Here is a 24,839-nt window from a genome sequence, read left to right as displayed (position 1 = left end):
TCCTCGGTGGTCCCGCCCGGTCAGGCGGGCAGGGCGAGCTCGCCCCGCACGATGCTGTCACCCGAGTGCGCCGGATCGCCGTCGAACGGCTCGGCGGACACGTCGACGACGGGGAACTCGGCGAGGTCGAGGCCGGGCGGGAGCGCGAACCGCCCCTCGTCGCCGTCGAGCAGGCCGAGCGACACGAGGCGGGTCGCCCCGGCGTCGAGCAGCCACACCTCGCGGAAGCCGTCGGCGTCGGCGTCGGTCACGCGGACCACCAGGGTGCGCCGGCCCTGGGCGTCCTCCTCGACCTGGGCGTCGCCCGAGGCGGACCACCCCGGCAGGGCGTCCAGCCGGACCTCGGCGACGACCGTCTCGGGCTCGGTGCGCAGCGCCGCGGACACGGCCAGGCCCCCCGCCACGCCGCCGACGACGAGCCCGGCGGCCGCGGCGGCGAGCCAGGGGCCACGCCGGTGCCGGCGCGGGGCCGCGGGCGCGGGGTCGACGCCGGTCGCCGACCCCGGACCCGTCGCCGAACCCGGACCCGTCGCCGACCCCGGACCCGTCGCCGACCCCGGACCCGGCACGCCGCCGGCCGCCGCGGCGTGGTCCCCCGAGCCGTCGTCCGCCGAACGGTCGACCGCGGACCCGTCGCCGCGCGCGAGGTCCATGTCCTCCGGCACGACGTCCTCCGCGAGCCCCAGCTCGTCGCGCACCCGCCCCCACACCGCGGCGGGCGGCGGGACCAGCTCGCCCGCGTCACCGGCGCGCGCCACGGCCGCCGCGGCGGCGAGCGACGCCACCTCGCGGGCGCAGTCGGCGCACGACGCGAGGTGCGCGCGGGGAGCCGCGTCGAGCGGCTCGCCCAGCGCGGCGAGCGCGACGGAGTCAGGGTCGAGGTGCGGCACCGTCCACCTCCAACCGGTCGCGCAGCCGTTGCAGGCTACGACGGATGTGGCTCTTCACCGTGCCGAGCGGCAGGTCGAGCCGCCGGGCGATCTGGTCGTGCGTGAGGTCGTCGTAGAACGCGAGCGCCAGGATGGTCCGCTGCGGTTCGCCGAGCCGGTGCAGCTCGTCGACGACGACCACGTGGTCGGCCACCCGGGCGGCCTCCGGCTCGGGGTCCCGGCCGGCGCGGGCGGCCACGGCGCGCAGGTCCCGCGCGTCCCGGCTGCGGCGGGCCAGCGCGTCGGCGACGGCGTTCCGGGTGATGCCGGTGAGCCAGGCGCGCAGCGGGCCGCGGTCGGACCGGTAGCCGGACCGCCCGCGCCACGCGGCGACGAACACCTGCTGGGTGACGTCCTCGGCGTCGGCGCCGGACCCGAGCGCCCGCAGGGCCACCGTGTGCACGAAGGCCGACCACCGCCGGTACGCCTCGGCGAGCGCCTGCTCGTCCCCCGCCTCGAACGCGCGGGCCAGGGCGTCGTCGTCCCACTCGGGCGGCGGGCGCAGGTGCGCGACGGGGCTGGACAGGGCGCGCCTCCTCGCGGGCCGGGTCCCGCCGCGGGCTGCGGGGGTCGCGGAGGCCATCATGCGCCGACCGGGGTGGCGGTGACCAGCACGTTGTCGACGTAGTGCCGCGTGTCCCGGTCGAAGGCCCCGCCGCACGTGACCAGCGCGAGCCGCGGCGGCCCGTCCCGGGTGAACACGTCGGGCCACCGCGCCTCGTCCTTGGGGAACCGGGTCACGGCGTCGACGGCGTACGTGCGGGTGCTGCCGTCGGCGAGCGCGACCTCGACGGCGTCGCCTGGCCGGACGTCGACCAGGTGCACGAACGGCCCGGTCCCGCCGGACGCGATCGAGTCGACGTGCGCGGCGACCACCGTGGTCCCGGCCGGGTCGCCGGGGTCGGCGCCGAACCGGTACCAGCCGCCGCGCTCGGCCAGCGGCGGGATCTCCATCTGCCCGTCGGCGGCGACGCCGACCGGGTCGACGGGGACGTCGACGTCGCGGCCGGGGATCACGACCCGCACCGGCGCGGTCGGGGACGGGGCCGCGGCCGGCGGCGGCGTGGCGGGGGCGACGGGCACGGCGGGGGCGGTCGCGGGCGGGGCGGTCGCGGGCGGGGTGGTCGACGACGGCGCGGCGGTCGCCGACGGCGTCGGCGGGGACGTCACCACCTGCACCGCGCGCTGCCGCTCCGAGCCCGCGAACGCCCCCGCCACCCCCGCCGCCGCCAGCCCCAGCACGACGACGGCGAGGAGGATCCCGGCCACGCCACGGGGGCTGCGGCGTGGCCGGGGGTCGGGGTCGATGGGTGGCACGGTGCCTCCGGGTCGGGCGTCCCGGCCCGGTCCCCTCCCCTTCCTCGCGTCGCCACCCGGACGATCGGGTGGCGACGCGAGGATCCGGTGGGGACCGGGGCGGGACGCGCGGGTTGGACCGGGGCGTGGGCGGCGGGGACGACGCACCCGCGCCCCGGTCGTCTCAGCGGCGGTCGCGGGCGGTCGCGCGGGCCCGGCGCACCGGCCGCACCGCACCGACGACCGCGACCAGCGCCAGCAGCGTCGCGGCCGCGACCCACGGCGCCGCGGGCCCGGAGCCGCCCTCGGCGGCGGTGCCGAGCTCGCCGGACGGCACGCCGCCCGGGGCCGAGTGCAGCCCGCTGATGGTCTGCACCGCGAGCGCCAGGTTGCCCGCGTCCAGCGAGCCCCAGGCGTACACGATGGTGTCGGCGCCCTCGGCGACCGTGAGGTCGGTCGGGCCGAGCACCGGCGTGGTGGTCCCGGTGGCCGCGACGGCGGCGGAGACCGTCCCGGCGGGCACGGTGAGCGACTGCTCGTCCGGGTTGGACAGGTTCGTCACGACCGGGCTGCCGCCCGCGAGGACGTCGACCGCCGGCGCGGCCGCGACGTGCCGGACGGTGAGGCGGCCCTGCCCCGCCGGCACCGCGGAGGTGTCGTTGGTGAACAGCGTCGCGGTCGGGTCGCCGGTGGCGGTGAGGTGCGCGACCGCGGTGTAGCTGCCGCCCGCCTCGAGGGTGACGTCGACCGGGCCGATCGCCGGCTGGCTGTCGTCGGCGGCGTCGGCGGCGGTGATCGCGAGGGTGTGCGCGCCCGCGGGCACGTCCAGCGGTCCCGCGAGCGTGCCGGGCGTGAAGTCGTCGAGGGTGCGGGTGCCGTCGACCCAGACGTCGACGGTCAGGTCGGGGACGCCGTGCAGGACGGCGAGCGACGCCGTCCCGCCGGTGGCGGCGGAGGCGGGCAGCGCGGCGGCGGCCACCAGCAGGGCCGAGCCGATGCCGGCGGCGGCGAGGGTGACGGACGGACGATGACGCATGAGGTGCTCCTCGTTCCGGCGGGGTCGTGCTGACACCCCCTCTACCGCCGCCGCACCCCGCGCGGATGCACCCGCGCACCGATCAGCGCAGGAAGCCCGTGACCACGTCGTGCAGCGCCGCGGTGGTGAGCTCGAGGCTCGCGACGTCCACCCGCTCGTCGTTCCCGTGGAACAGGCCGCGCCACGTCCCCGCGTCCCAGTGCGGCGACAGCAGGCCGAAGCCGTACGCCGGCACCCCGCGCCGGCGGTAGAACCGGCCGTCCGTGCCGCCGGTGCCGAGCGTCGGCAGCACGGGCGCCCCGCCGGTGCGGTCGCCGACGGCCTTCTCGATCACCCGGTACAGCTCGGTGTCGGTCGGCGAGAGCGACGGCTCACCCCACCGGTCGCCCTCGACGACGACGTGCGGTGCGAGGTCGCCGACCGCCTCGGTGAGCAGCGCGTCCACGTCCGCGGGCCGCGCGCCCGGCAGCACCCGGATGTCGAGGGTGATCTCGGCGTGCCCGGGGATGACGTTCGGCTTGCTCCCGCCGTGCAGCACGGTCGGGGCGACCGTGGTGTGCGTCGTCGCGTGCGCCACCGGGGCGATCGCGCCGAGCAGCGGCAGCACCTCGTCGAGGCGGTCCGGGTCGAGGGCGGCCTCCCGGACGTCGGCGGGCAGGTCGAGCGCGTCGACGTACCGCCGCCACAGGTCACCGATCACGACCGGGCCGCGGAGCGCCGCGATGCGCCGCACGGCCTCCGCGGCGAGGACGACCGCGTTCCGGCTCCCCCACGGGCCCGAGCCGTGGCCCGGCGTGCCGACGACCCGCAGCCGCCGGCCGGCGCCGCCCTTCTCCCCCACGGCGAGCGTGCGGTGCGCACCGACGGGGACGCCGCCCGACTCGGTGAGGACGTGGTCGGCGTGCACGAGGTCCCACCGGTGCGTCGTCAACCAGTCGACCCCCCAGACGCTGCCGTGCTCCTCGTCGGCGACCGCCGCCAGCAGCAGGTCGCCCGACAGCCGCACCCCCGACGCCGCGAGCGCCCGGGTGACCACGGCGTACGCGGCCGTGAGCCCGAGCATGTCGATCGCGCCGCGCCCCCAGACCCAGCCGTCGACCAGCTCGCCGCCGAACGGGTCGCGGGTCCAGCCGTCGGGCTCGACGGGGACGACGTCGGTGTGCCCGACGAGGCCCAGCGACGGCGCCCCGGCGACACTGCCCTCGATCCGGGTCACGAGCGACGCCCGACCGGGCTGCGGCTCGACGACCTCGAGGTCCAGGCCGGCGCCGTCCAGGTAGTCGGCGATCGTCCGGGCGTTGCGGATCTCCTGGCCCGACTCGACGGTGCCCTCGTTCACGCAGGCGTTCCGGATCAGCGCCCGGAGGAGCTCGGTGGTCTCGCCTGCCAGGCGGGCGGCGTCGGGCAGGGCGGTCATCGGGCCTCCTCCGGGGCGGTGCGGGCGGTGCTGCCGGCCGGCGCGACCGGGCGTCGGCGGCGGCCCGGGATCGCCGCGACGAGCTCGCGGGTGTAGTCCTCGCGCGGGTCGAGCAGGATCGCCTCGGCGGTGCCCTGCTCCACCAGCCGGCCGTCGTGCAGCACGCCGACGTGGTCGGCGACCCGGCGGACCACCGCGAGGTCGTGCGAGATGAACAGGTAGGTCAGCCCGTGCTCCGCCTGCAGCCGGACCAGCAGGTCGAGGATCTGCGCCTGCACGGACACGTCGAGCGCCGACACCGGCTCGTCGAGGACGACGAGGTCCGGGCGCAGCGCCAGCGCGCGGGCGATCGCGACCCGCTGCCGCTGCCCGCCCGAGAGCTCGCGCGGGCTGCGCCGGGCCGCGTCGGCGGGCAGGGCGACGTCGGCGAGCAGCTCGCGCACCCGCTCGGCGCGCTCCGCCCGGGTGCCGACGCCGTAGGCGCGCAGCGGCTCGGCGATCACGTCCGCGACCGTGAACCGCGGGTCGAGCGAGGCGTAGGGGCTCTGGTAGACGACCTGGAACCCGCGGCGCAGCCGGCGCAGGGTCTCGCCGCGCGCGCCGGTGACGTCCTCGCCGCGGAACCGCACCCGGCCCGCGGTGGGCTGCTCCAGGTGCAGCGCGAGGCGGGCGGTGGTGCTCTTGCCCGAGCCCGACTCGCCGACCAGGGCGTACGTGGTCCCGCGGTCGACGCGCAGGCTCACGCCGTCGACGGCGACCAGCGAGCGCGCCCCCGCGGCGCCGCGAGGGCGCGGGAAGTCCTTGCGGACGTCGACCAGCTCCAGCACCGGCGCCACCTCGGCGGCCGGCGCCGCGGGAGCCTCTGCCGCGGACAGGCCCAGCCGCCCGTCCGCGAGGCTCGGCGCCGCCGCGATCAGCTGCCGCGTGTACGGGTGCCGCGGGTCCGCGAGCACCTCGTCGGCGGTGCCCTCCTCGACCACCACCCCGTGCTCCAGCACGACGATCCGGTCGGCCCGGTCGGCGGCGACCCCGAGGTCGTGCGTGATGAGCAGCAGCGCCGTCCCGCGGTCGCGGACCAGCGTCTCCAGGTGATCGAGGATGCGCCGCTGCACGGTGACGTCGAGGGCGCTGGTCGGCTCGTCGGCCACGATCAGCCGCGGCCCCGCCGCGATCGCGATGGCGATGAGCACCCGCTGCCGCAGGCCTCCGGACAGCTCGTGCGGGTACTGCCGGGCGCGTGCGGCCGGGTCCGGGACGCCGGCCTGCTCCAGCAGGGCCACCGCGCGGCGGCGCGCCTCCCGGCGCCGGGCGAGCCCGTGGATGACCAGCACCTCCGCCACCTGGTCGCCGACGCGCTGCACGGGGTTGAGCGAGACGGTCGGGTCCTGCGGGACCAGCCCGACCTCCCGGCCGCGGACGCCCTGCCACTCGCGCTCGGTGAGGTCGGACACGTCCCGCCCGCCGAGCCGGATCCGCCCGCCCGTGACCGACCCGCCGCGGGCGAGCAGGTGCAGCGCCGCGTGCGCGGTGGTGCTCTTGCCGGACCCGGACTCGCCGACCAGGGCGACGACCTCGCCGGGCCGGACCCGCAGGTCCACCCCGCGCACGGCCCGGTACACCTGACCGTCCCGGGTCCGGTAGCCGACCTCGAGGCCCTCGACCTCGAGCACGGGCGTCGCGCCGGCGTCGGCCCGCGCCGGGGCCCGGTCCTCCTGCAGCTGCGTCACTGGTCCTCTCCCGTCGTCTCGAGCGCCCGCGCGACCCGGTTGGCGGACAGCACGACCGCCACGATCACGAGCCCGGGCAGGGTGGTGAGCCACCAGGCGGTGGCGAGGTAGTCGCGGCCGCCGGAGATCAGCGACCCCCACTCGGGGGTGGGCGGCGGCGTGCCGTAGCCGAGGAAGCTCAGCGCGGACACCGCCAGCACCGCGCCGCCGAACTCCAGCGCGACCAGCGCGAGCACCGGCCCGGCGGAGTTGGGCAGCACGTGCCGGCCCAGCACCGACCACCAGCGGGCGCCCGACGCGCGGGCGGCCTCGACGTAGACCGAGGTCGACGTGCGCAGCACCTCGGCGCGCATGACCCGGGCGAACGTCGCCACGGCGCCCACGCCGACCGCGACGGCGATCTTGGTGGGCCCGGTGCCGAGCGCGGTGATGATCGCGAGCGACAGCAGGATGCTCGGCACCGCGAGCAGCACGTCCACAGCCCGCCCCACGACGTCGTCCACCCAGCCGCGCAGGAACCCGGCCAGCAGCCCGAGCGCCGAGCCGACCACCAGGCCGACCACCACCGCGAGCGCCGTGGTCCGCAGCGACAGCGAGGCGCCGTGCACGACCCGGGTCCACACGTCGCGGCCGAGGTGGTCGGTGCCGAGCAGGTGCTCCGCCGACGGCCCGAGCAGCCGGTCGGCGGGCACCCCAGTGATCGGGTCGCCGGACGCGAACACCGTCGGCACGGCGGCCCACGCGGCGACCAGCAGCAGCACGAGGCCCGCGATCACGAGCCCGGGCCGCCGCAGCAGGTACCGGCCCGCCCGCGCCGGCCACGGCCCGGCGGACCCGGCGCGTCGCGCCCGTCCGTGCCGCAGGATCGACCGGGCGTCCTGGCGGTCGGCGACCTCGATCTCCTCCGGCTCGCGGGTGGTGGTCGTGGTGGTCACGCGGCCACCGCCTTCCGGGTCGGGGCCCGCTCGATGCGCGGGTCCAGCAGCGGGTAGAGCAGGTCGACGACCAGGGTCGTGACGACGAACACCAGCGCCGACAGCACGACGATCGCGAGCACCACCGGCACGTCCTGGGTGTTGACCGACTGCACGGTGAGCCGCCCGAGCCCGACCCGGGAGAACACGGTCTCGGTGACGACGGCGCCGCCGAGCAGCCCGCCGACCAGGACGCCGAGCATCGTGAACGCCGGGATGGCGGCGTTCCGGAGCGCGTGCCCGAGCTGCACGCGGAGGCGGCCGGCGCCCTTGGCCCGGGCGGTCTCGACGTACGGCTCGCCGAGCGTGCCCCGCAGGCTGCGGGACAGCACCTGCGCGAGCTGGGCGCCGGGCGGGATCGCGAGGGTCACGGCGGGCAGGACCAGGCTCTGCCAGCCGGCGTTGCCGATCGCGGGCAGCAGGCCGGCGCGGAACGACAGCCACTGCAGCAGCACGAGCCCGATGACGAACGTCGGCAGCGCGACCCCCACCGGCGGCAGCGCCGACAGCGCCTGGCGCAGCCACCGGCTGCGGGGCAGCACGCTCGCCACCGCGAGCGCCGTGCCGCCGAGCACCGCGAGCGTCAGGGCGACCCCGGTCAGCAGCAGGGTCTGCGGCAGCGCCTGGGCCACCAGGGACCCGGCCGGCGCGCCCGACTGGTACGACGGCCCGAAGTCGAGCCGGACCGCACCCCACAGCGCGTCGGCGTACTGGACCAGCACCGGCCGGTCGAGCCCGTACCGGGCGCGCAGGTCGTCCAGCAGGGCCGGGTCGACCGACGCCACCTCCCCGCCCGACCCGGCGGCCAGCGCCGCCGGGTCGCTCGGGAGCAGGTAGAGCACGAAGAACGCGATGGTGAACGCGGCCCAGAGCACGAACAGCCCCTGGGCGGCGCGCCGCGCGACGTACCGGGCCATCAGGACGGGTCCACCCAGGCGCCGTAGAAGTCGAGCCGGCTGGAGCCCTCGAACGCGAGCCCGTGCACGCGGTCGGCGGCGGCGATCGTGGTGGACAGCTCGTAGACCGGGATGGCGTGGCCGTGCTCGACCAGCAGGCGGGAGGCCTCCTCGATCAGCTGCCCGCGCTCGTCGGGGTCGGTGGCCGCGGCGGACCGGTCGAGCAGGTCGTCGACCTCCTCGGCCGGGCGGTCGTTGATGTTGCGCGCGTTCGCCGAGAAGATCAGCCGCAGCACGTCCGGGTCCGACCGGGTGAGGTTGTAGTAGTCGAAGTCGAAGTCGCCGCTCTCCTTGATGGCGGTCGACTCGGCGATCTCGACGTGCTGCAGCTGCAGGTCCACGCCGATCTGGCGCAGCTGCTGCTGCACGAGCTCCAGCGGCGCCGGGTCCTGCCAGAACGTGACGGTGGTGGACAGCTTCCGACCGTCCTTCTCCCGGATGCCGTCGTCGCCGACCACCCAGCCGGCGTCGTCCAGCAGCTCCTCGGCGCCGTCGGGGTCGTAGGCGAGCAGGTCGCCCAGGTCCGCGGCGAGCGGGGTGGAGTGGGAGAGCACGCCGGACGCGGCCTGGTCGCGCTCGGTGAGCACGGTGTCGACGATCTGCTGCCGGTCGATGCCCTTCGAGATCGCGACCCGCACCGCCTCGTCGGACGCGAGCGGGCTCGACTCCTTCGGGAACAGCTGGTAGGCCACGCCGGGGTTGGCGCGCTGCTGCAGCCAGAACCCGTTGCCGTCGAACTGCGGCTGGTCGACCGCCGCGATCGCCGCCGTCGCGTCGATCTGGCCGGAGGCCAGGCTGCCGGCGCGCACCGACGACTCCGGGATGACCTGGAAGGTCACGGTGTCGAGGTAGGCCTCACCGGTGTGCCCGTCGGCCTCGGAGGACCAGTCGTACCCGTCCACCTTCGACAGCACGATCTCCTGGTCCTGGGTGTACGAGTCGACCTGGAACGGGCCGGACCCCACGTAGTCGCCGGCGCACCGCTCCTCGGGCGTGAGGTCCGCCGAGGCGGGCGACAGCAGGCCGAGCGAGAACGTCGAGGTGGCCTGGAGGAACTGGGCGCTCGGCTGGGCGAAGTCGACGGTGAGCGTCTGCGGGTCGGCGACGGTCGTCCCCTCGTAGCCCACCAGGTACTGCGAGCCGAGCGACGCCGTGGCGCCGAGCGCGACGATCGCGTCGAAGTTCGTCTTCACCGACTCGGCGTCGATCGGGGTGCCGTCGGCGTAGGTCGCGCCCTCGCGCAGGTGGAACGTGTAGCTCGACGCGTCGTCGCTCACCTCCCAGCTCTCGGCGAGCCACGGCACGATCTCGCCGGTGCCCGGGTCCTGCGCGGTGAGCGAGGCGACGGTCTGCCGGGCGACGGCGATGGCGTCGTTGTTGCCGACCTGCTGCGGGTCGATGCACCGGGAGTCGACCGTGATCGCGAACCGGAGGTCGCCGCCGGCGACGGGCTCGCCGTCGGCGCCGGTCGAGGCGTCGCCGGACCCGCCGCCGGTCCCGCCCGACGAGCAGGCGGCGAGCAGCAGGGCGGTGGTGGCGAGCGTGGCCGCGGCGGCGGGGCGGGCGCCCCGGCGTGGGGTGGGCGTGGTCATCGGTGCTCCTGGGGTGGGGTCGGGAGGGGTGGGTCGGGGTGGTCGCGGCGGGTCAGCCGGCGACGGGCACGGGGGCCCGTGCCGCGTGGTCGACGGCGGTGAAGCCGGCCGCCCGGCGGGGGTCGGCGGCGGACCACAGGTCGGTGCGCACCTCGGCGCGGACCAGCGGCGCGACCTCCTCGGCGAACCGGCGCAGGACGTCCTCCTGCTCCGCCGGGTCGAGCAGGTGGTTCACGGAGACGGACTGCAGGACGTGCCCGTAGGTCGCGTGGTAGTCGAGGATCTTCTCGGCCACCCGCTCCGGGGAGCCGACCAGGGCCGGGCCGCGCTCGACGGCCTCCTCGAGCGTGCGGAAGGACGGCGCCTTCCCCACGGCGTCGGCGCCGTAGCCCCGGCGGGCGGCCGCGTCGACCTGGCCCTGGTAGAGCGGCCGGTACTGCGCGACGGCGGCCTCGGTGGTGTCCGCGAGGAACAGCCCGCCGGAGCCGGAGCCGACGTACGCGCGGGCCGGGTCGTGGCCGTGCGCGGCGTACCGCTCGCGGTAGTGGTCGAGCAGCACGGCGTAGTTCTCCCGCGGCTGCAGGGCGTTCGCGGTGACGATCGGGTCGCCCCACTTCGCCGCCAGCTCGACGGCGAACCGGGAGGTCGCCGAGCCGTGCCAGATCCGGAACGGCCCGGCGTACGGCCGCGGCAGCGTGGTGGCGTGCTCCAGGCGGTGCCGGTGCCGGCCCTCCCAGGTCACGTCCTCCTCCGACAGCAGGAGGCGGAGCAGCTCGTAGTTCTCCGCCAGGTACTCGTACTGCTTGTCGATGTCGAGGCCGAGCAGCGGGTACTGCAGCACCTCGTTGCCCTTGCCGATGACGATCTCCAGCCGGCCGCGGGACAGCTGGTCGACGGTCGCCAGGTCCTCGGCCACGCGCACCGGGTCGAGGAGCGACAGCACGGTGACGCCCGTCGACAGCAGGATCCGGCTGGTCGACGCGGCGATCGCGCCGAGGATCACCGTGGGGGCCGACGACAGCACGTCGCCGGCGTGCCGCTCCCCCACGGCGAACGAGTCGAAGCCGAGCTCCTCGGCCAGGACGGCGTGCCGGACGGTCCGGGCGAGCCGGTCGGCCGGCGGCACCGCCTCGCCCGTGACCGGGTGCGGCGGGTTGAAGACGATGTCGAGCAGCTGGAAGCGCACGGCCGGCCCGCTCAGGCCGCGGCCGACGCGGCGGCCTCGCGGTCGCGCGCGGCGACGCCCTCGCGGACCAGCGGGATCACGTACCGGCCGAAGTCGACGGCGTCGTCCAGCAGGTCGTAGCCGCGCGCCGAGATGACCCGGACGCCCCGGTCGTAGTAAGCCAGCAGCGCCTCGGCGGCCTGCTCGGGCGTGCCGACCAGGGCGTTGGAGTTCCCCGCCCCGCCGGTGGCCTTCGCGGTCGCGGTCCACAGCACCGTGTCGAACCGGTCGCCCTGCGCCGCGATCTCCAGCAGCCGCTGCGAGCCGGCGTTCTCCGGGGCGTCGATCGGGTGCCGCTTGCTCAGCGCACCGCCGAGCGCGGCCTTGCGCGCCTCGATCGCGTCGAGGACGCGGTGCGCCTTCTCCCAGGCCAGCTCCTCGGTCGGCGCGATGATCGGCCGGAACGCGGCGTGGATCCGCGGCGGGGCGGCCCGGCCCGCGGCGGCGGCCTCGGCGTGCACCCGGTCGATCTGCTCCTGGGTGCGGTTCAGCGGCTCGCCCCAGACGGCGTAGATGTCCGCCTCGGCGGCACCCACCTGGAACGCCGCGTCCGAGGAGCCGCCGAACGAGATGGTCGGCACGTGGCCGTCGACCGGCTTCGTGTCCAGGTGGAAGTCGGCGAAGTCGTAGAACCGGCCGTGGTGGTCGAACGGCTCGGTGGCGGTCCACGCCCGCTTGACGATCTGGATGTACTCCTGGGTGCGGGCGTACCGCTCGTCCTTGGTGAGGGTGTCGCCCTCACGGCCCTGCTCGTGGTCGTTGCCGCCGGTGATGAAGTGCACCGAGAGGCGGCCGCCGGACAGCTGGTCCAGCGTGGCGAACGTCTTGGCGGCGTAGGTCGGGTACGAGACGTTCGGCCGGTGCGCGAGCAGCAGCTCGATGGAGTCGAGCCGGGACGCGACGTAGGCCGCGAGCGCTGCCGGCTCGGGCCCGGACGAGCCGTACGCGAACAGGACGCGGGTCCAGCCGTTGTCCTCGTGCGCCCGGACGATCCGCTCCAGGTAGCCGGCGTCGAACGGGCGGGTCGTGGCGGCGCGCGTCTCGGACGCGTCGTTGGTGGTGGCGATGCCGAGGAACTCGACGGGCATGGGTGTGGCTCCTTCTGCAGGGTCGGGATCAGGCGAGGTCGGCGGTTGCGCCCGAGGTCGGCGCGTGCGCCACCCCCTCGGTGGCCGGAACCGACGACCTCGGGGGCTCGGCGGGGAGGCCGGCGTCGCGCCAGGCCGGGAAGCCGCCGTCGACGTGCGAGACCGGGTAGCCGCGGGCCGCGAGGGCCTCGGCGACCGGGCGGCTGCCGTTCTCCGAGCCGCACACGACCACCACCGGGGTGTCGATCGAGATGACCGGGGCGTGCGCCGGGCCGAACAGGGCGTCGAGGTCGGTGCGGTCGAGCAGGGTGGAGCCGGGGATCTCGCCGTGGGACGCGCGGCCGCCGGCGGAGCGGACGTCGACGAGCAGGGCGCCGCGGGCGACCTCGTCGGCGGCCTCGACGGGAGCCCGGAGGGCCGGTGCCGCGGCCTCGGGGGCAGCGGTGCCGGGGTCGTCGGGCGTGCTGGCGGTGTTGGGGACGTCAGGCGTGCTGGCGGTGCTGGTCATGGCGGGCTCCTTCAGGGGACGAGGGTGAGGGCGGCGCGGTCGGCGCCGGCGGGCGGTGCCTCGGCGGCGGGGGCGACGCCCCACGCCTCGGCGAGCAGCGCGAACGACCGGCGGGCGTCGGCCGGGTCGTGCGTGGCGGTGGTGATCAGCAGCTCGTCGGCGCCCGTGACGCGCTGCAGCGTCTCCAGCCGGGCGACGACGTCCGCGGGGGCGCCGACGACCCGGGTGTCGACGCGGTCAGCGACGAGGGCGCGCTCGTCGGCGTCCCGCTCCTCCCAGGGCACGGCGTCGACGGGGCGCGGGTACGCGATCGCCCCGGCGATGCCCCGGCGGATCGACAGCACCCAGTCGGCGAACGGCGCGGCCAGCGCCCGGGCCTCGGCGGTGGTGCCCGCGACCAGCACGTCCGCCGACACGACGACGTACGGCCGGTCCAGGACGCCCGGGCGGAACGCGGCCCGGTAGGCGGCGATCGTGTCGAGCGTCGTCGCCGGGCTGACGTGGAAGTTCGCCGCGATCGGCAGCCCGAGCTCCCCCGCCACCCGCGCGCTCTCCCCTGCCGAGGAGGCGAGCACCCAGAGGTCGAAGTCGGCGCCCTCGACCGGCGGGGCCACGTGCCGGGTGCCGTCGGCCTCGGCGTAGTCGCCGGCCCGCAGGCCGAGGACCAGGCCGAGCTCGTCGCGGAACGCCGCCGGGGTGCGGGACGCGCCGACGACCCGCTTCTGGGCGAGCAGCCGCTCGCGCAGCACCGAGTCGGAGCCGTCGATCGGCGGGGCGCCGGGGACGTACAGGCCGTCGACGACGCGGGGTCCGGCCGCGGGGCGCGCGGCGGGCGGCGCGGCGGGCGCGGCGTCCCCGAGCGCGGCGTCCTTCGTCCCGCCCGGCGGCGTGAACGCGCGCCCCAGACCCAGGTCGACCCGTCCCGGGTGCAGCGCGGCGAGGGTGCCGAACTGCTCGGCGGCGACCAGCGGGCTGGTGGTGCTCAGCAGCACCGCCCCCGAGCCGACGCGGATCCGCTCCGTGCGAGCCGCGACGGCGGCGGCGAGCACGGCGGGCGACGCGGAGCCGACGCCCGGCGACAGGTGGTGCTCGGCGTACCAGACGCGGTGGTAGCCGAGCCGGTCGAGGTCGACGGCCAGGTCGACGGCCGCCCGCACGGCCTGGGTGCCGGTGCCGCCGGCGGGCACGACCGCGAGGTCGAGCACGGACAGCGGGACGCGAAGGTTCTCGGGCATGGGTTCTCCTCCTCGGGTGCGGGCGGGCCGGCGGCGCTCAGGACGTCTTCGGCAGGCCCGGCGGGTTCGTCTCGGGTGCGTCGATCGCCTCGGCCTCCAGGCCCCAGCGCTCCAGGACCTCGGTGTACGAGCCGTCGTCGAACGCGCCCTGCAGCGCGGCGGTCACGGCGTCGGCCCAGCCGCTGCCCTTGAGCGTGGTGACGGCGATCTGCGCGGTGTCCGGCCAGCCGCCGTTCAGCGTGCCGACGACGGTGAAGTCCTGCGGCGAGACCTTGGCCTTGTACGCGGCCGTCGCGTTCGGGCCGAACGAGGCGTCGATCCGCCCGGACTGCAGCGCGAGGATGGTGTCGCCGTCGTTCTCGAAGTACTCGACCTGCACGGGGTCGAGGCCGGCGGCCTGGTTCTCCTCGTCCCAGGCGAGCAGGATCTTCTCCTGGTTGGTGCCCGAGCCGACGGCCACGGTGAGGCCCGCGATGTCGGAGGGCTCGTCGATCTCCGTGATGTCGCTGCCGGCCTTCACCAGCCAGCCGAGCTCGTCGTTCCGGTAGGACGAGAAGTCGAACAGCTCCTTGCGCTCCTCGGTCACGGTGACGTTCGAGATGGTTGCGTCGACGTCGCCGGACTGGACCGCGAGCGGCCAGTCGGCCCAGGCCTTGACCTGCAGGTCGAGGTCCTTGCCGAGCGCGTCGGCGACGAGCTGGGCGATGTCCGTCTCGTTGCCGATCGGCGTGGCGTCGTCGTCGGCGAGGAACGCCAGCGGCGCGACGTAGGCGCTCACCGCGACGGTGAACGTGTCCTGCTCGGCGAGCTCCGGGGGCAGCAGCGCGATGGCGTCCGGGTTCTCGGCGGTGTGGACGCGGTCCTGGTCCGGCGAGGTGTTCACCTCGAGGCCGGCGGCCTCGGCGGCGTCCTGCAGCTCGCTGCCGGCCTCGGCCGCGTCGGACGTCCCGCCGCAGGCGGCGAGCAGGGCGAGGACGGGCACGAGCGCCAGGGCGGCGTGCGAGCGGCGGCGGCGGGCGCCGCGGCGGGCTGGTGCGGGTCGTGCGCATGGCGGGACTGCCTCTCGGGTGGGACGGGCGGCGGGCGCGGGGCGCGCCGGGAAGGGGTGGGGGTCAGCGGACCTTGTCGAGGAACGCGCGGGTGCGCGGGTGCGCGGGGCTGCCGAGCACCTGGGCCGCGGGGCCCCGCTCGACCACGACGCCGTCGTCCATGAACACGACGGTGTCGGCGACGTCGCGGGCGAACGCGACCTCGTGGGTGACGACCACGAGCGTCGTGCCGTCGTGGGCGAGGTCCCGGATCACACCGAGCACCTCCCCCACGAGCTCGGGGTCGAGCGCGGACGTCGGCTCGTCGAACAGCAGCAGGGCGGGCTTCACCGCGAGCGCGCGGGCGATGGCGACGCGCTGCTGCTGGCCCCCGGACAGCTGCCGCGGCCGGGCGTCGGCCTTGTCGGCCAGCCCGACCCGGGCGAGCAGGGTGCGCGCCTCGGCCTCCACCTCGGCCCGCGGGCGGCCCTGGGCCGAGACGGGCGCCTCGACGACGTTCTCCAGGGCGGTCAGGTGCGGGAACAGGTGGAAGTTCTGGAACACGAACCCGATCCGGGTGCGCTGCCGGAGCACGTCGCGCTCGGTGAGCTCGCGCAGCACCTCGCGGCGGCGCGGGCCCCAGCCGGCCCGGCGCCGGGCGTAGCCGATGACCTCGCCGTCTAGGGCGACGAACCCGTGGTCCGGGCGCTCCAGGTGGTTGACCAGCCGGAGCAGGGTCGACTTGCCGGAGCCCGACGGGCCGAGGATCACGGTCACCTCGCCCGGGCGGACCTCCAGGTCGACGCCGCGCAGCACCTCGAGGGTGCCGTAGGACTTGGACAGCCCCCGCACCCGGAGGTGGCCGCCGGCGGGGGCCGGTGGTGCGGCGGGGGTCGTGGCGGCGGCGGGCGCCTCGGCGGGGGCGTGCAGCACGCTGGTCATCGGGTGCCTCCGGTGCGCTCGGTGGTGCGGGCGGCGGTGCGGGTGAGGTGGCCGCGGCGGGCGCCGGCCAGGAACGTGGGCGGCAGGTCCGCGGGCAGCGGGCGGCCGGCGACGCGGGCCGCGGCGACGGCGACCGTCCAGCGCAGCCGCTGGAGCGGGGTCGGCGGCAGCGTGCGGAGCGCGCCGCGGGCGTAGTACCGCTCGAGGTAGTACTGCGCGACGGTCAGGACCGTGGTGGTGAGCAGGTACCAGATCGCCGCGACGAGCAGCAGCGGGACCACCCGCTGGTTCCGGCCGTAGATGACGCCGACGGTGTAGAACAGCTCGCCGTACGCCAGCACGTAGACGACCGACGTGCCCTTGAGCAGGCCGATGATCTCGTTCACCGACGTCGGGACGATGGTGCGCATGGCCTGCGGGAGCACGATCCGCCACTGCTGCCGCCCCCGCGGGATGCCGAGCGCGGCGGCGGCCTCGTGCTGGCCCTGGTCGACGCCGAGGATGCCGGCGCGGACGATCTCGGCGGAGTACGCCGCCTGCGACAGCCCGAGGCCCAGGACCGCGGCACCGAACTTGTCGACGACGTCGAGCGTGTCGAACCGCAGCCACTCCGGCCCGAACGGGATGCCGAGCGACAGCTGCGGGTACAGGTAGGCGAGGTTGTACCAGAGCAGCAGCTGCAGGATCAGCGGCACGGACCGGAACACCCACGAGTACGCCCAGGACACCGACTGCAGCAGCGGCGACCGGGACAGCCGCATCAGGGCCAGCACCGTGCCGAGGCCGAAGCCGATCACCGCGGCGACGGCGGTCAGCCGGACGGTGGCCCACACGCCCTCCAGCACCGACGGCCAGGTCAGGTACTGCGCGACCACGTCCCACTCCCACTGCGGGTTGGTGAGCAGCGAGCTGAGCACCATCGCGAGCAGGACGGCGACGCCGGCGGTGGCGACCCAGCGGCCGGGGTGCCGCGCGGGCAGCACGGGCAGGTCGGCGAGGACCTCGGGGCGGTCGACGTCGGGCGCGGTGCCCGGCTCGGGCGCGGCGGCCGCGGGAGCCGTGGTGGCGGCGCTCACCGGGCGAGCCACTTCTCGAACGCGTGCGGGACGAGGTCGCCCGGGTACGCGGCGGGCTCGAACAGCGGGGTGTAGCCGGCCGCGAGGTACAGGCCGACGGCCTCCGGCTGCTTCGGCCCGGTGGTCAGGTAGACCCGCGGGTAGCCGGCCGCAGCGGCGCGCGCCTCCAGCTCGGCGAGCACGACCCGTGCCAGCCCGCGGCGGCGGTGCGCCTCGTGGGTCCAGATCCGCTTGAGCTCCACCGTCGGCACCGCGGGCGCCCCCTCGGCGTCCCGGGCGCCCGGGTCGGCGAGCCGCACGGCGTCGCCGTGCTCCGGCTCCCACCGCCGGCGGAACGCGCCGCCGGCCACCGGCTCGCCGTCCTCCAGCACGAGCACGAGGGCGCCGTGCGGCGGGGCGAACTCCTCGACCCCGTAGTGCTCCAGCTCGCCGCGGAGCTCGGCGGGGGTGAGCAGGCCGGTGTACCGGGTGCTGTACTCGTGCGCCAGGCCGTCCAGCAGCGGTCCGACCAGCGGGTCGTGCAGCCGGGCGTCGCGCACGGCCAGCCGCGCGGGGTCGAGCGGGGCCGGACGCGTCGGCGCCGGGTCGGGCGGGGCGGGGTCGCGCCGGGTCGGGTCGAGCGGTGCCGCCCGCAGCGGGGTCGTGGTCATCGGGGTCACCTCGGGGTCGGTCGGTGGGGTGCGGGTGCGGTGCGGCTGCGGCGGCCGCGCGGCCGTCAGGTCAGGGCGAACGGGGCGGCGGACCACGCGCCCTCGGCGGGGACGGTCCGCCCCCTCGGCTCGTCCCGGCCCGTCGGCTCGTCCTCGTCACCGGGCCGGAGCCGGAAGGCCCCCGCCTGCTGCAGCGCGGGGACCGTCCGGTCGACCAGCGCCGCCAGGTCCGCCTCCACGGCGGTCGGGCGCACGACGAACCCGTCGACCGCGCCGTCGCGGACGGCGTCGGCGAGCACGGTCGCCAGGTCGGCCCCGGTGCCCGCGACGACCGCTCCGGAGACGCCGAGGTCCGGCCGGTCGACGGAGCGCACCAGGTCGAGCCGCGCGAGGGCGGCGTCCCGGTCGTCGGCGAGGGCCACGTCGACGTCGAGCAGGACGCGCACCGCGTCGGCGGGCCGGCCCGCGGCCACCGCCGCCGCGCGCACCCGGGCCCGCGCCGCGGCGGCCGACTCGAGGTCGGGCGAGGCGAGGCGGGCCACGTCGGCGTACCGGCCGGCGAGCGCCTCGGCCGCCGGGCCCGCGACCGGGACCACCACGAGGGGGCGGTCCGCACCCGCGGTGCCGCTCGCACCGCGGGACGCCGACCGGCCCCGGACCGCGAACCGGATGCCGTCGTGGTCGACGCGGAACCGGCCGTCCCCGCCGCGGCGCACCGCGCCGGGCTCCCCCGCGTCCCACGCGGCGAGGACGGCGTCGAGGGCGGCGGCGGCGCGGTCGGCCCACGCGCGCTCGGCGGCGGCAGCGGCAGCAATGTCCGCGGGAGCGGCGGTTCCCGCGGCAGCGACTGCGGCAGCGACTGCGGGAGCAGCAATGCGAGAGACGGCCCCGGCCCCGAGAGCCCCCTGCTCGGCGAGGTCGGCGCCACCGCCGGTCGCCCCCGGGCCGGACAGCTGCCAGCCCGCGAGGGCGCCGGCCGCGCTCTGCACGCCGCGGACGGCCCCCGCGAGGTAGCCCGGCTCGACCTGGTCGTGCGGGACGCCCGCCACCAGCGCGGCGGTCCGGACCAGCGGGGCGACCCGCGCCGCGGCGACGGCGGCGTCCAGCCGGCCGGGCACCCGCCGACGCCCGGGGTGCAGCAGCAGGGCGTCGCCGAGCACGACGAGGTCGAGCAGGCCGCGGTCGGCGCGGTGCACCAGGCGGGCGAGCCGCTCGCCGTCGAACGCGCGGGCGGCGACGGCACCGTGGGCGCCGACCGCGCCGGGCCTGGCGCCGGCCGCGGTCAGGTCGACGCCGAGCAGCGCGCGACGGCCGGCGCGGGGGGACGAGAAGGGCATGACGGCTCCGTTCGGGGGCGGGTGGTGAGGCGGTCGCGGGCGCGCCGCGGCGACGCCGCGGTCGCGGGCGCGCCGCGGCGCGCCGCGGCGACGCGCGGGCGGCGGATCGACGACGCGGGGGGGGGGCGGGTTCCGGCGTGCCGAGATAGGACCCTCGCGCCGAGATCGGACCGTGGAGGGTCCTATCTCGGCCCGCGCGTCCTATCTCGGCGCGGCCGGCGCGCCCGGCGCGGGCCGGGCGCGCCGCTCGGGCAGGCCGGCCGGCCACGTCGGCGCGGCGGGCGTCCCGGGGCGTGGCCGGGCGCGCGGCTCGGGCGCCGCGCGGGGCCCGGCTCAGGCGCCGCGCAGGGCCGGGGTCAGGCGCCCCGGGCGGGGCGCCGGGTCGGCGGCTGCGCCGTCAGCGGCGACAGCAACAGCGGCCGCCGGGCGCGGCGGCGGTGGTCGGCAGGGCGGGTGCCGAGGGCGCCCACGGCGCCTGCACGGTCCGGCTCATGCGTTCTCCTCGTGTGCCCCCGCCCGGTCGGGCGGGTCCGCGTGTTGTCCGTCGCCGGCGGCGGCGGACCTGGTCCTCACCCGGGGCACCCACCCGCGCGGGGGGTTGCCGTCCGACCAGCCGGGGCTTCGCGTCGGAGCTCATGACCACCCGGCCCGTCCCCCGGGGCCCGCCCTGCGGCGCGCCCCGGTGGCGAACCGGTGCCCGGAACCTACGAACCGGACCCGGGGGCGTCAACGCCCGGACCGCCGCGTCTCGCATGCCGGAGCGATGTCACAGGACGAAGGTCCCAGACGTTCGCACGGTCCCGGATCGTGAGAACTCCCCCGCGGCCGAGCCCGCACGGGGCGGACCGGTGCTAGACCTCCGCCCCGAGGTCACGAGTCCCAGCGCCAAGCCCCGGCTGGCTGGGCAGCAACCCCACGTCACGGCGGGGTGCTCCGGGAGATGACCTGGCCGTCGGCCGGCACGCGCCGCTCCGCCGCACGGCAACCGTGATCGACCCCCTTGCGAGGCCACCATGTCGTCCCCGTCCGTCGTCGCCGTCTCCGGGAACCCGCGCGCCGGGTCCCGCACCCTGGGCGCCGCGCGCGCCGCCGCCGAGCGCCTGGCCGCGCTCACGTCGACCGACCCCGCCACCCCCGCCGACGTCGAGGTCGTCGACCTCGCGACCCTCGCCGGCGAGCTGCTCGCCCCGGCGCACCCCGCCGCCGACGCCGCCCTCGCGCGGGTGGCCGCCGCCGACGTCGCGCTCGTCGCGACCCCGGTCTACAAGGCGTCCTACACCGGCCTGCTCAAGGCGTTCCTCGACCTGTACGGCCCGGACGGGCTGGCCGGCGTCGTGGCGGTGCCGCTCGTGGTGTCCGGCAACCCGGCGCACGCGCTCGCCGGCGAGGTGCACCTGCGCCCCGTGCTCGTCGAGCTGGGCGCGGTCGTCCCCGCGCGCTCGCTGACCCTGACCGAGGCCCAGCTCGCCGACCTCGACCCCGCGCTGGACGCGTGGCTGGCCCGGGCCGCCGCGCCGCTCCGCCGGGCGCTCGGGCACGCGCCGGCCGCGGAGCCCGCCGCGTCCGCCGAGCCCGCCGCCGCGCTCGCCGGGGCGACCCGGTGACCGCCGAGCGCACGGACCTGGGCCCGCTCGAGCGGCTGCTCGCCGAGCAGGACGAGCCCCAGCTCGACCCGCAGCAGTTCAAGCGGGTGTTCCGCCGGCACCCCGCCGGGGTCGCCGTGGTCGCGCTGCGGCACGCCGGCCGGCCGGTCGGGTTCACCGCGACCTCCGTCATCTCGGTGTCCGCGGCCCCGCCGCTGCTCGCGTTCTCGCTCGCGTCGACGTCGTCCTCCTGGCCCGCCGTGTCCGCCGCGCCCACGCTGGCGGTCAGCTTCCTCGCGGACCACCAGGACGACGTCTCCGCGCGGTTCGCCACCAGCGGCCTGGACCGGTTCGCCGCCGGCGGCTGGTCCTCGCTCCCGACCGGCGAGCCCGTGATCGACGGCGCCGTGTCCTGGGTGCGCGCCCGGGTCGTCCAGCGCACGCCCGTCGGCGACTCGTACCTCGTGTCGCTGCGGGCGCTGGACGCGGGCGGCCCGGACGACGCCGAGCCCGGCGACGGCGCCTCGCCGCTGGTCTACCACGACCGCACCTACCACCGGATCGGCGCGCACACCGCGCTGTGACTCCGCGCGGGCGCGCGCCGCACCGCTTGCCGCACGCGCCGCGCCGCGCCGCCCGATCCCCGCCGCTCCCCGACCCCCGGAGACCACCGTGACCGTCCCCCCGCTCCTCACCGCCCTCGACGTCGACGGCGCCGGCGCGCACCCGGCCGCCGCCGCGCTGTTCGGCCTCGCGCCCGCCGACCTCGTGTCCGGCGCCCGCCTGGCGCGCGCCGTCCGGCACGCCGAGCACGCCGGCCTGACCTTCGTCACCTTCGCCGACGCCGCCTCGCCGTCCGTCCCGGGCGACCCCGCCCAGGCCCGGCTCGACGCCGTCACCCGCGCCGCGTTCGTCGCCCGCACCACCACGGCGATCGGCCTGGTGCCCGAGGTGCCGACCACCTACCCCGAGCCGTTCCACGTCGCGACGCAGCTCGCCTCCCTCGACCTCGCCGCGTCCGGCCGCGCGGGCTGGTTGGCCGCGGTGACGCCCGGCGACGCCGCACCGGCGGCGTACGGTCGCGCGCCGGTCGCCGACCTCGGCCGCGAGGCCCGGGACGTGGTCCAGGTCGTCCGGGACCTCTGGGACTCCTGGGAGGACGACGCGGTGATCCGCGACGTCGCCACCGGCCGGTACGTCGACCGGGACCGGATCCACCGGGTGGACTTCGCCGGTGAGTCGTTCTCCGTCGTGGGCCCGCTGATCACGCCGCGGCCGCCGCAGGGGCAGCCGGTCGTCCTGGCGCGGGCCGGGGACGTCGCCGGTCCCGGCCGGGACGGCGAGCGCCTGGTGGACGTCGTGCTGGTGGGCGGGTCCGGCGCGGCGGAGGCCCGGGCCGCGGCGCGCGCGGTCGTCGACGGCGACCCCGGCGCTCGGGCGGTGGTGGAGGTGCAGGTGGTCCTCCATGCGGCGGGGCGCTCGGGCGCCGACCGCCTGGCCGAGCTCGACGCCGGCGCCGCCGGGCCGTGGGCCGCGGGCGCCGCGCTGCGGCACGTCGGCACGCCGGCCGGGCTGGTGGCGCTGCTCGCCGAGCTCGCGGACGACCCCGCCGTCGCCGGGGTCCGGCTGCTCGCCGCCGAGCTCGACGCCGACCTGCCGGTGCTGGCCCGGGACGTGCTGCCCGCCCTGCGCGCCGACCGGCGGACCGCCGCCCCGCGCGGGGGCGCCACCCTGCGCGACCACCTGGGCCTGACCCGGCCCGAGAACCGCTTCGCGGGCGCGGCCCGCGCGACCGCCTGAGGAGCCCGCCGTGACCACCACCGACCGCACCCCCGACCGCGCCGCCGACGCCGACGCCGCGCACCCGATCACCCGCCCCGACGCCCAGGTGCACTTCGGTGTCTTCTTCCAGGGCGTCAACCACACGACGATCTGGTCCGACCCCGAGTCCGGGTCGCAGACCGACTTCGCGTCCTTCGAGCGGGTCGCCCGCACCGCGGAGCGCGGGCTGTTCGACGCGTTCTTCCTCGGGGAGGGCCTCCGGCTCCGGGAGAGCCGGGGCCGGCTGCACGACCTCGACGTCGTCGGCCGACCCGACGCGATCACGCAGCTCGCCGCGCTGGCCGCGGTCACCGAGCGGATCGGCCTGGTCGCCACCCAGAACACCACGTACAACGACCCGGTTGACCTGGCCCGGCGGCTCGCGAGCCTGGACGTGCTGTCCGGCGGGCGGGCTGCCTGGAACGTCGTGACCACCGACAACGCGTGGACCGGCGAGAACTTCCGCCGCGGCGGCTACCTCGACCACGCCCGCCGCTACGACCGAGCCGAGCAGGTCCTCGCGACGGCCCGGCGCATCTGGGACGCGTGGCCGCAGGGCCCCGACGGGCGGGTCGCGCGCGTCGAGGCGCACGGGGACCTGGTGGACGTGACGATCGACCCCACCACCCCGCGCAGCCCGCAGGGGCACCCGGTGATCTTCCAGGCCGGCGACTCGCCGCAGGGCCGGGACTTCGCCGCGCGGTCGGCGGACGTGATCTTCTCCCGGCACGGGTCGGTGCTCGCCGACGCGCTCGAGTTCGCGGCGGACATCCGGGCGCGCGCCGTCGCGGCGGGCCGGCCGGAGGACGACGTGAAGGTCTTCCCGGGCACGGCGATCGTCGTGGGCGACACCCCCGCGGAGGCCGAGGAGAAGGCGCGCTGGGTGGCCCGGCAGCAGGTCACGCCCGCCACCGCGCTGCACGTGGTCGGGACCATCTGGGGCGAGGACCTGGACGGCTACGACCCCGACGGCCCGCTGCCCGCGCACGACCCGGCCGTGGCCGAGCTCGGCGGGGAGGGCGGCTCGTCGACCACCGGCGCCCGCACGCACGAGGTCGCGGCGCGGTGGCGCGCGCTCGCGGAGGCCGAGGGCCTGTCGATCCGCGACCTGGTGATCCGCGTGTCCGGCGAGCGCGGCTTCGTCGGCACGCCGTCCGCGGTCGCCGACCGGCTGGTGCAGTTCGTCCGCACGGGCGCCGTCGACGGGTTCAACCTCAGCCCGTGGCTCGTCCCGTCGGGGCTGGACGACGTCGTCGACCGGGTCGTGCCGGAGCTGCAGGAGCGCGGGGCGTACCGCACCGCGTACGCGGGGACCACGCTGCGCGAGCACCTGGGCCTGCGGGCCGTTGCGCGGCGGGCCGGGACCGGCGCGGCCGGCGCGCGGGAGGCGGCGCTGGCGCGGGTGTGACGGGTGCGGTCCCGGCCGGCGGGATCAGCCCTCGGCCGGGACCAGGTCCAGCACCGCGTCGAGCCCCGTCACCTGGAGCGTCATGAGCGGCGCCCCCGTCGCCCCGCGGACGCGCAGCCGCTCCGGGCGCCGGTGCGGCGCGATGGAGACCAGCAGCGCGATCGCCGACGAGTCGATGAACGTCGCCCCGCTGAGGTCGACCTCCTCGACGCCCGCCGCCGCGAGCGTCCGGCCGGCGGCGATCTCGTCGACGCCGAGCTGCTCGGCGAACGTGTGCACCACGTCGATGTCGATCTCGCCCTCGGCGCGCAGCACCGTCGGGCGGTCCGGGTCGACGTGCAGGCGACCGCCGTGCGGCTGGGCGCCCGCGGGCGTCGGGAGCGTGGTCACGGGGTCAGTATGGGGGCGGTACCCCGCTGCGTCGCGCCGAGCGCCCGCGCCGGCCGGGGCGGGGCCCGGGTGAGGGCCGGGGTGAGGTCGCGGGCGACGGGGCCGTGTCGGCGCGACCTCGGGCGCTGCGCCGGGTACGGTCGGCGGGTGCACGGGACGAGTCGCGGTGACGAGCGCGCGTTCCCGTCGTCGGCGTCGTCCCTGGCGCGAGCCCGGGCCTGGTCCATGGAGCGGGCGTCCGCGGCCGGGGCGCCCGTCGAGGTGGTCGACGCCGTGCAGCTCGCCATGAGCGAGGCCTTCACCAACGCCCTGCGGCACGCGCCCGGGACCCGGACGATCACCGTGAGCGTGGTCGGCGCCCGCCGCCAGCTGACCTACGAGGTGGGCGACGCCGCCGCGGCCGTGCTCCCCCGCCGGCGCAGCAACCGCGACGGGCTGCCCGGCGGGCACGGGCTGCACATCCTGGACGCCGTGACGTCGGCGTGGGGTTGGCGGCCGGCACCCGACGGCGGCAAGGTCGTCTGGTTCAGCCTGCGCTGGTGACCACCCGCGGCCCCGTCGCTGGTGAGGGCGCCGGACGTGAGGCGCGCCGGCGCGCCGGACTGCCGTACCGTCGGGGAC

The 24,839-nt window shown here is 77.5% G+C and carries 24 protein-coding genes and 2 riboswitches; of the genes, 5 read left to right on the top strand and 19 right to left on the bottom strand.

The genetic code is table 11. The features are described from left to right. Window positions 1-20: 20 nt before the first annotated feature. The 18 genes from FKM96_RS18005 to FKM96_RS17920 all read right to left on the bottom strand — a co-directional run bounded on the left by FKM96_RS18005 (window position 21) and on the right by FKM96_RS17920 (window position 19,016). Complete coding sequence (locus FKM96_RS18005; protein WP_147796404.1) at window positions 21-890, bottom strand: anti-sigma factor; 870 nt, start codon at window positions 888-890, stop codon at window positions 21-23. Next, complete coding sequence (locus FKM96_RS18000; protein WP_246855056.1) at window positions 871-1,515, bottom strand: RNA polymerase sigma factor; 645 nt, start codon at window positions 1,513-1,515, stop codon at window positions 871-873. Before FKM96_RS18000 ends, FKM96_RS18005 begins: the two co-directional genes overlap by 20 nt. Beyond that, window positions 1,512-2,198, bottom strand: a complete 687-nt coding sequence (locus FKM96_RS17995) for a class F sortase (RefSeq protein ID WP_168217039.1) — start codon at window positions 2,196-2,198, stop codon at window positions 1,512-1,514. The genes FKM96_RS18000 and FKM96_RS17995 overlap by 4 nt, the downstream gene beginning before the upstream one ends. Window positions 2,199-2,409: 211 nt before the next feature. Beyond that, the gene (locus FKM96_RS17990) at window positions 2,410-3,261 is read right to left on the bottom strand and encodes a DUF4397 domain-containing protein (RefSeq protein ID WP_147796402.1); all 852 of its coding nucleotides are present in this window, start codon (window positions 3,259-3,261) and stop codon (window positions 2,410-2,412) included. An 82-nt stretch (window positions 3,262-3,343) separates the two neighbouring features. Continuing rightward, window positions 3,344-4,678 carry a M20/M25/M40 family metallo-hydrolase gene (locus FKM96_RS17985; protein WP_147796401.1) on the bottom strand — a complete coding sequence of 445 codons (1,335 nt, stop codon included), beginning with the start codon at window positions 4,676-4,678 and terminating at the stop codon, window positions 3,344-3,346. After that, window positions 4,675-6,396 (bottom strand): dipeptide ABC transporter ATP-binding protein, encoded by a 1,722-nt coding sequence (locus FKM96_RS17980; protein ID WP_371300538.1) that lies wholly within the window; start codon window positions 6,394-6,396, stop codon window positions 4,675-4,677. The genes FKM96_RS17985 and FKM96_RS17980 overlap by 4 nt, the downstream gene beginning before the upstream one ends. Before the next feature lie 5 nt (window positions 6,397-6,401). Beyond that, entirely contained in the window at window positions 6,402-7,340 is a 939-nt protein-coding gene (locus tag FKM96_RS17975; RefSeq protein ID WP_168217037.1) for an ABC transporter permease, read from the bottom strand. Next, on the bottom strand, window positions 7,337-8,296 hold the full coding sequence (locus FKM96_RS17970; protein WP_147796400.1) for an ABC transporter permease: 960 nt from the start codon (window positions 8,294-8,296) through the stop codon (window positions 7,337-7,339). The genes FKM96_RS17975 and FKM96_RS17970 overlap by 4 nt, the downstream gene beginning before the upstream one ends. Beyond that, on the bottom strand, window positions 8,296-9,927 hold the full coding sequence (locus FKM96_RS17965) for an ABC transporter substrate-binding protein (protein WP_147796399.1): 1,632 nt from the start codon (window positions 9,925-9,927) through the stop codon (window positions 8,296-8,298). The genes FKM96_RS17970 and FKM96_RS17965 overlap by 1 nt, the downstream gene beginning before the upstream one ends. Before the next feature lie 52 nt (window positions 9,928-9,979). Then, window positions 9,980-11,113 (bottom strand): LLM class flavin-dependent oxidoreductase, encoded by a 1,134-nt coding sequence (locus FKM96_RS17960; protein ID WP_147796398.1) that lies wholly within the window; start codon window positions 11,111-11,113, stop codon window positions 9,980-9,982. Between the two features lie 11 nt (window positions 11,114-11,124). After that, window positions 11,125-12,240, bottom strand: coding sequence for an LLM class flavin-dependent oxidoreductase (locus FKM96_RS17955; protein ID WP_147796397.1), 1,116 nt, complete (start codon window positions 12,238-12,240; stop codon window positions 11,125-11,127). 28 nt (window positions 12,241-12,268) lie between these two features. Continuing rightward, complete coding sequence (locus tag FKM96_RS17950; RefSeq protein WP_147796396.1) at window positions 12,269-12,748, bottom strand: rhodanese-like domain-containing protein; 480 nt, start codon at window positions 12,746-12,748, stop codon at window positions 12,269-12,271. An 11-nt stretch (window positions 12,749-12,759) separates the two neighbouring features. Next, on the bottom strand, window positions 12,760-13,983 hold the full coding sequence (locus FKM96_RS17945; RefSeq protein ID WP_147796395.1) for an LLM class flavin-dependent oxidoreductase: 1,224 nt from the start codon (window positions 13,981-13,983) through the stop codon (window positions 12,760-12,762). A gap of 37 nt (window positions 13,984-14,020) precedes the next feature. Next, entirely contained in the window at window positions 14,021-14,965 is a 945-nt protein-coding gene (locus FKM96_RS17940; protein WP_246855055.1) for an ABC transporter substrate-binding protein, read from the bottom strand. Window positions 14,966-15,095: 130 nt separating this feature from the next. Beyond that, window positions 15,096-15,953: an amino acid ABC transporter ATP-binding protein gene (locus tag FKM96_RS17935; protein ID WP_147796393.1), complete on the bottom strand. Its 858-nt coding sequence runs from the start codon at window positions 15,951-15,953 to the stop codon at window positions 15,096-15,098. Further along, complete coding sequence (locus FKM96_RS17930) at window positions 15,950-17,029, bottom strand: amino acid ABC transporter permease (RefSeq protein ID WP_246855054.1); 1,080 nt, start codon at window positions 17,027-17,029, stop codon at window positions 15,950-15,952. The genes FKM96_RS17935 and FKM96_RS17930 overlap by 4 nt, the downstream gene beginning before the upstream one ends. Continuing rightward, window positions 17,026-17,679: a GNAT family N-acetyltransferase gene (locus FKM96_RS17925; protein ID WP_147796391.1), complete on the bottom strand. Its 654-nt coding sequence runs from the start codon at window positions 17,677-17,679 to the stop codon at window positions 17,026-17,028. The genes FKM96_RS17930 and FKM96_RS17925 overlap by 4 nt, the downstream gene beginning before the upstream one ends. 65 nt (window positions 17,680-17,744) lie before the next feature. Continuing rightward, window positions 17,745-19,016, bottom strand: coding sequence for an LLM class flavin-dependent oxidoreductase (locus tag FKM96_RS17920; RefSeq protein ID WP_147796390.1), 1,272 nt, complete (start codon window positions 19,014-19,016; stop codon window positions 17,745-17,747). 527 nt (window positions 19,017-19,543) lie between these two features. Continuing rightward, window positions 19,544-19,657: riboswitch (SAM riboswitch) on the bottom strand. 227 nt (window positions 19,658-19,884) lie between these two features. Next, a riboswitch (SAM riboswitch) is annotated at window positions 19,885-19,988 on the top strand. A 41-nt stretch (window positions 19,989-20,029) separates the two neighbouring features. Between FKM96_RS17920 and FKM96_RS17915 the strand changes: the two genes are divergently transcribed. From FKM96_RS17915 to FKM96_RS17900, 4 genes are all read left to right on the top strand, one after another. Further along, a complete protein-coding gene (locus FKM96_RS17915; RefSeq protein WP_147796389.1) occupies window positions 20,030-20,620 on the top strand; it encodes an NADPH-dependent FMN reductase in 591 nt (196 codons plus the stop codon). Beyond that, window positions 20,617-21,183, top strand: a complete 567-nt coding sequence (locus tag FKM96_RS17910; protein ID WP_147796388.1) for a flavin reductase family protein — start codon at window positions 20,617-20,619, stop codon at window positions 21,181-21,183. Before FKM96_RS17915 ends, FKM96_RS17910 begins: the two co-directional genes overlap by 4 nt. A gap of 88 nt (window positions 21,184-21,271) precedes the next feature. Continuing rightward, window positions 21,272-22,399, top strand: a complete 1,128-nt coding sequence (locus FKM96_RS17905) for an LLM class flavin-dependent oxidoreductase (RefSeq protein WP_147796387.1) — start codon at window positions 21,272-21,274, stop codon at window positions 22,397-22,399. Between the two features lie 10 nt (window positions 22,400-22,409). Beyond that, window positions 22,410-23,828 (top strand): NtaA/DmoA family FMN-dependent monooxygenase, encoded by a 1,419-nt coding sequence (locus tag FKM96_RS17900; RefSeq protein ID WP_371300447.1) that lies wholly within the window; start codon window positions 22,410-22,412, stop codon window positions 23,826-23,828. Between the two features lie 24 nt (window positions 23,829-23,852). Here the strand turns inward: FKM96_RS17900 and FKM96_RS20870 are convergent, their stop codons facing one another. Beyond that, window positions 23,853-24,218, bottom strand: coding sequence for an STAS domain-containing protein (locus FKM96_RS20870; RefSeq protein ID WP_168217036.1), 366 nt, complete (start codon window positions 24,216-24,218; stop codon window positions 23,853-23,855). A 147-nt stretch (window positions 24,219-24,365) separates the two neighbouring features. Between FKM96_RS20870 and FKM96_RS20865 the strand changes: the two genes are divergently transcribed. Further along, the gene (locus FKM96_RS20865; RefSeq protein WP_168217035.1) at window positions 24,366-24,761 is read left to right on the top strand and encodes an ATP-binding protein; all 396 of its coding nucleotides are present in this window, start codon (window positions 24,366-24,368) and stop codon (window positions 24,759-24,761) included. Window positions 24,762-24,839 lie beyond the last annotated feature (78 nt).

The sequence above is a fragment of the Cellulomonas sp. Y8 genome, from assembly GCF_008033115.1.
GTDB lineage: Bacteria > Actinomycetota > Actinomycetes > Actinomycetales > Cellulomonadaceae > Cellulomonas.
This window is presented reverse-complemented; position numbering and strand designations above follow the sequence as displayed.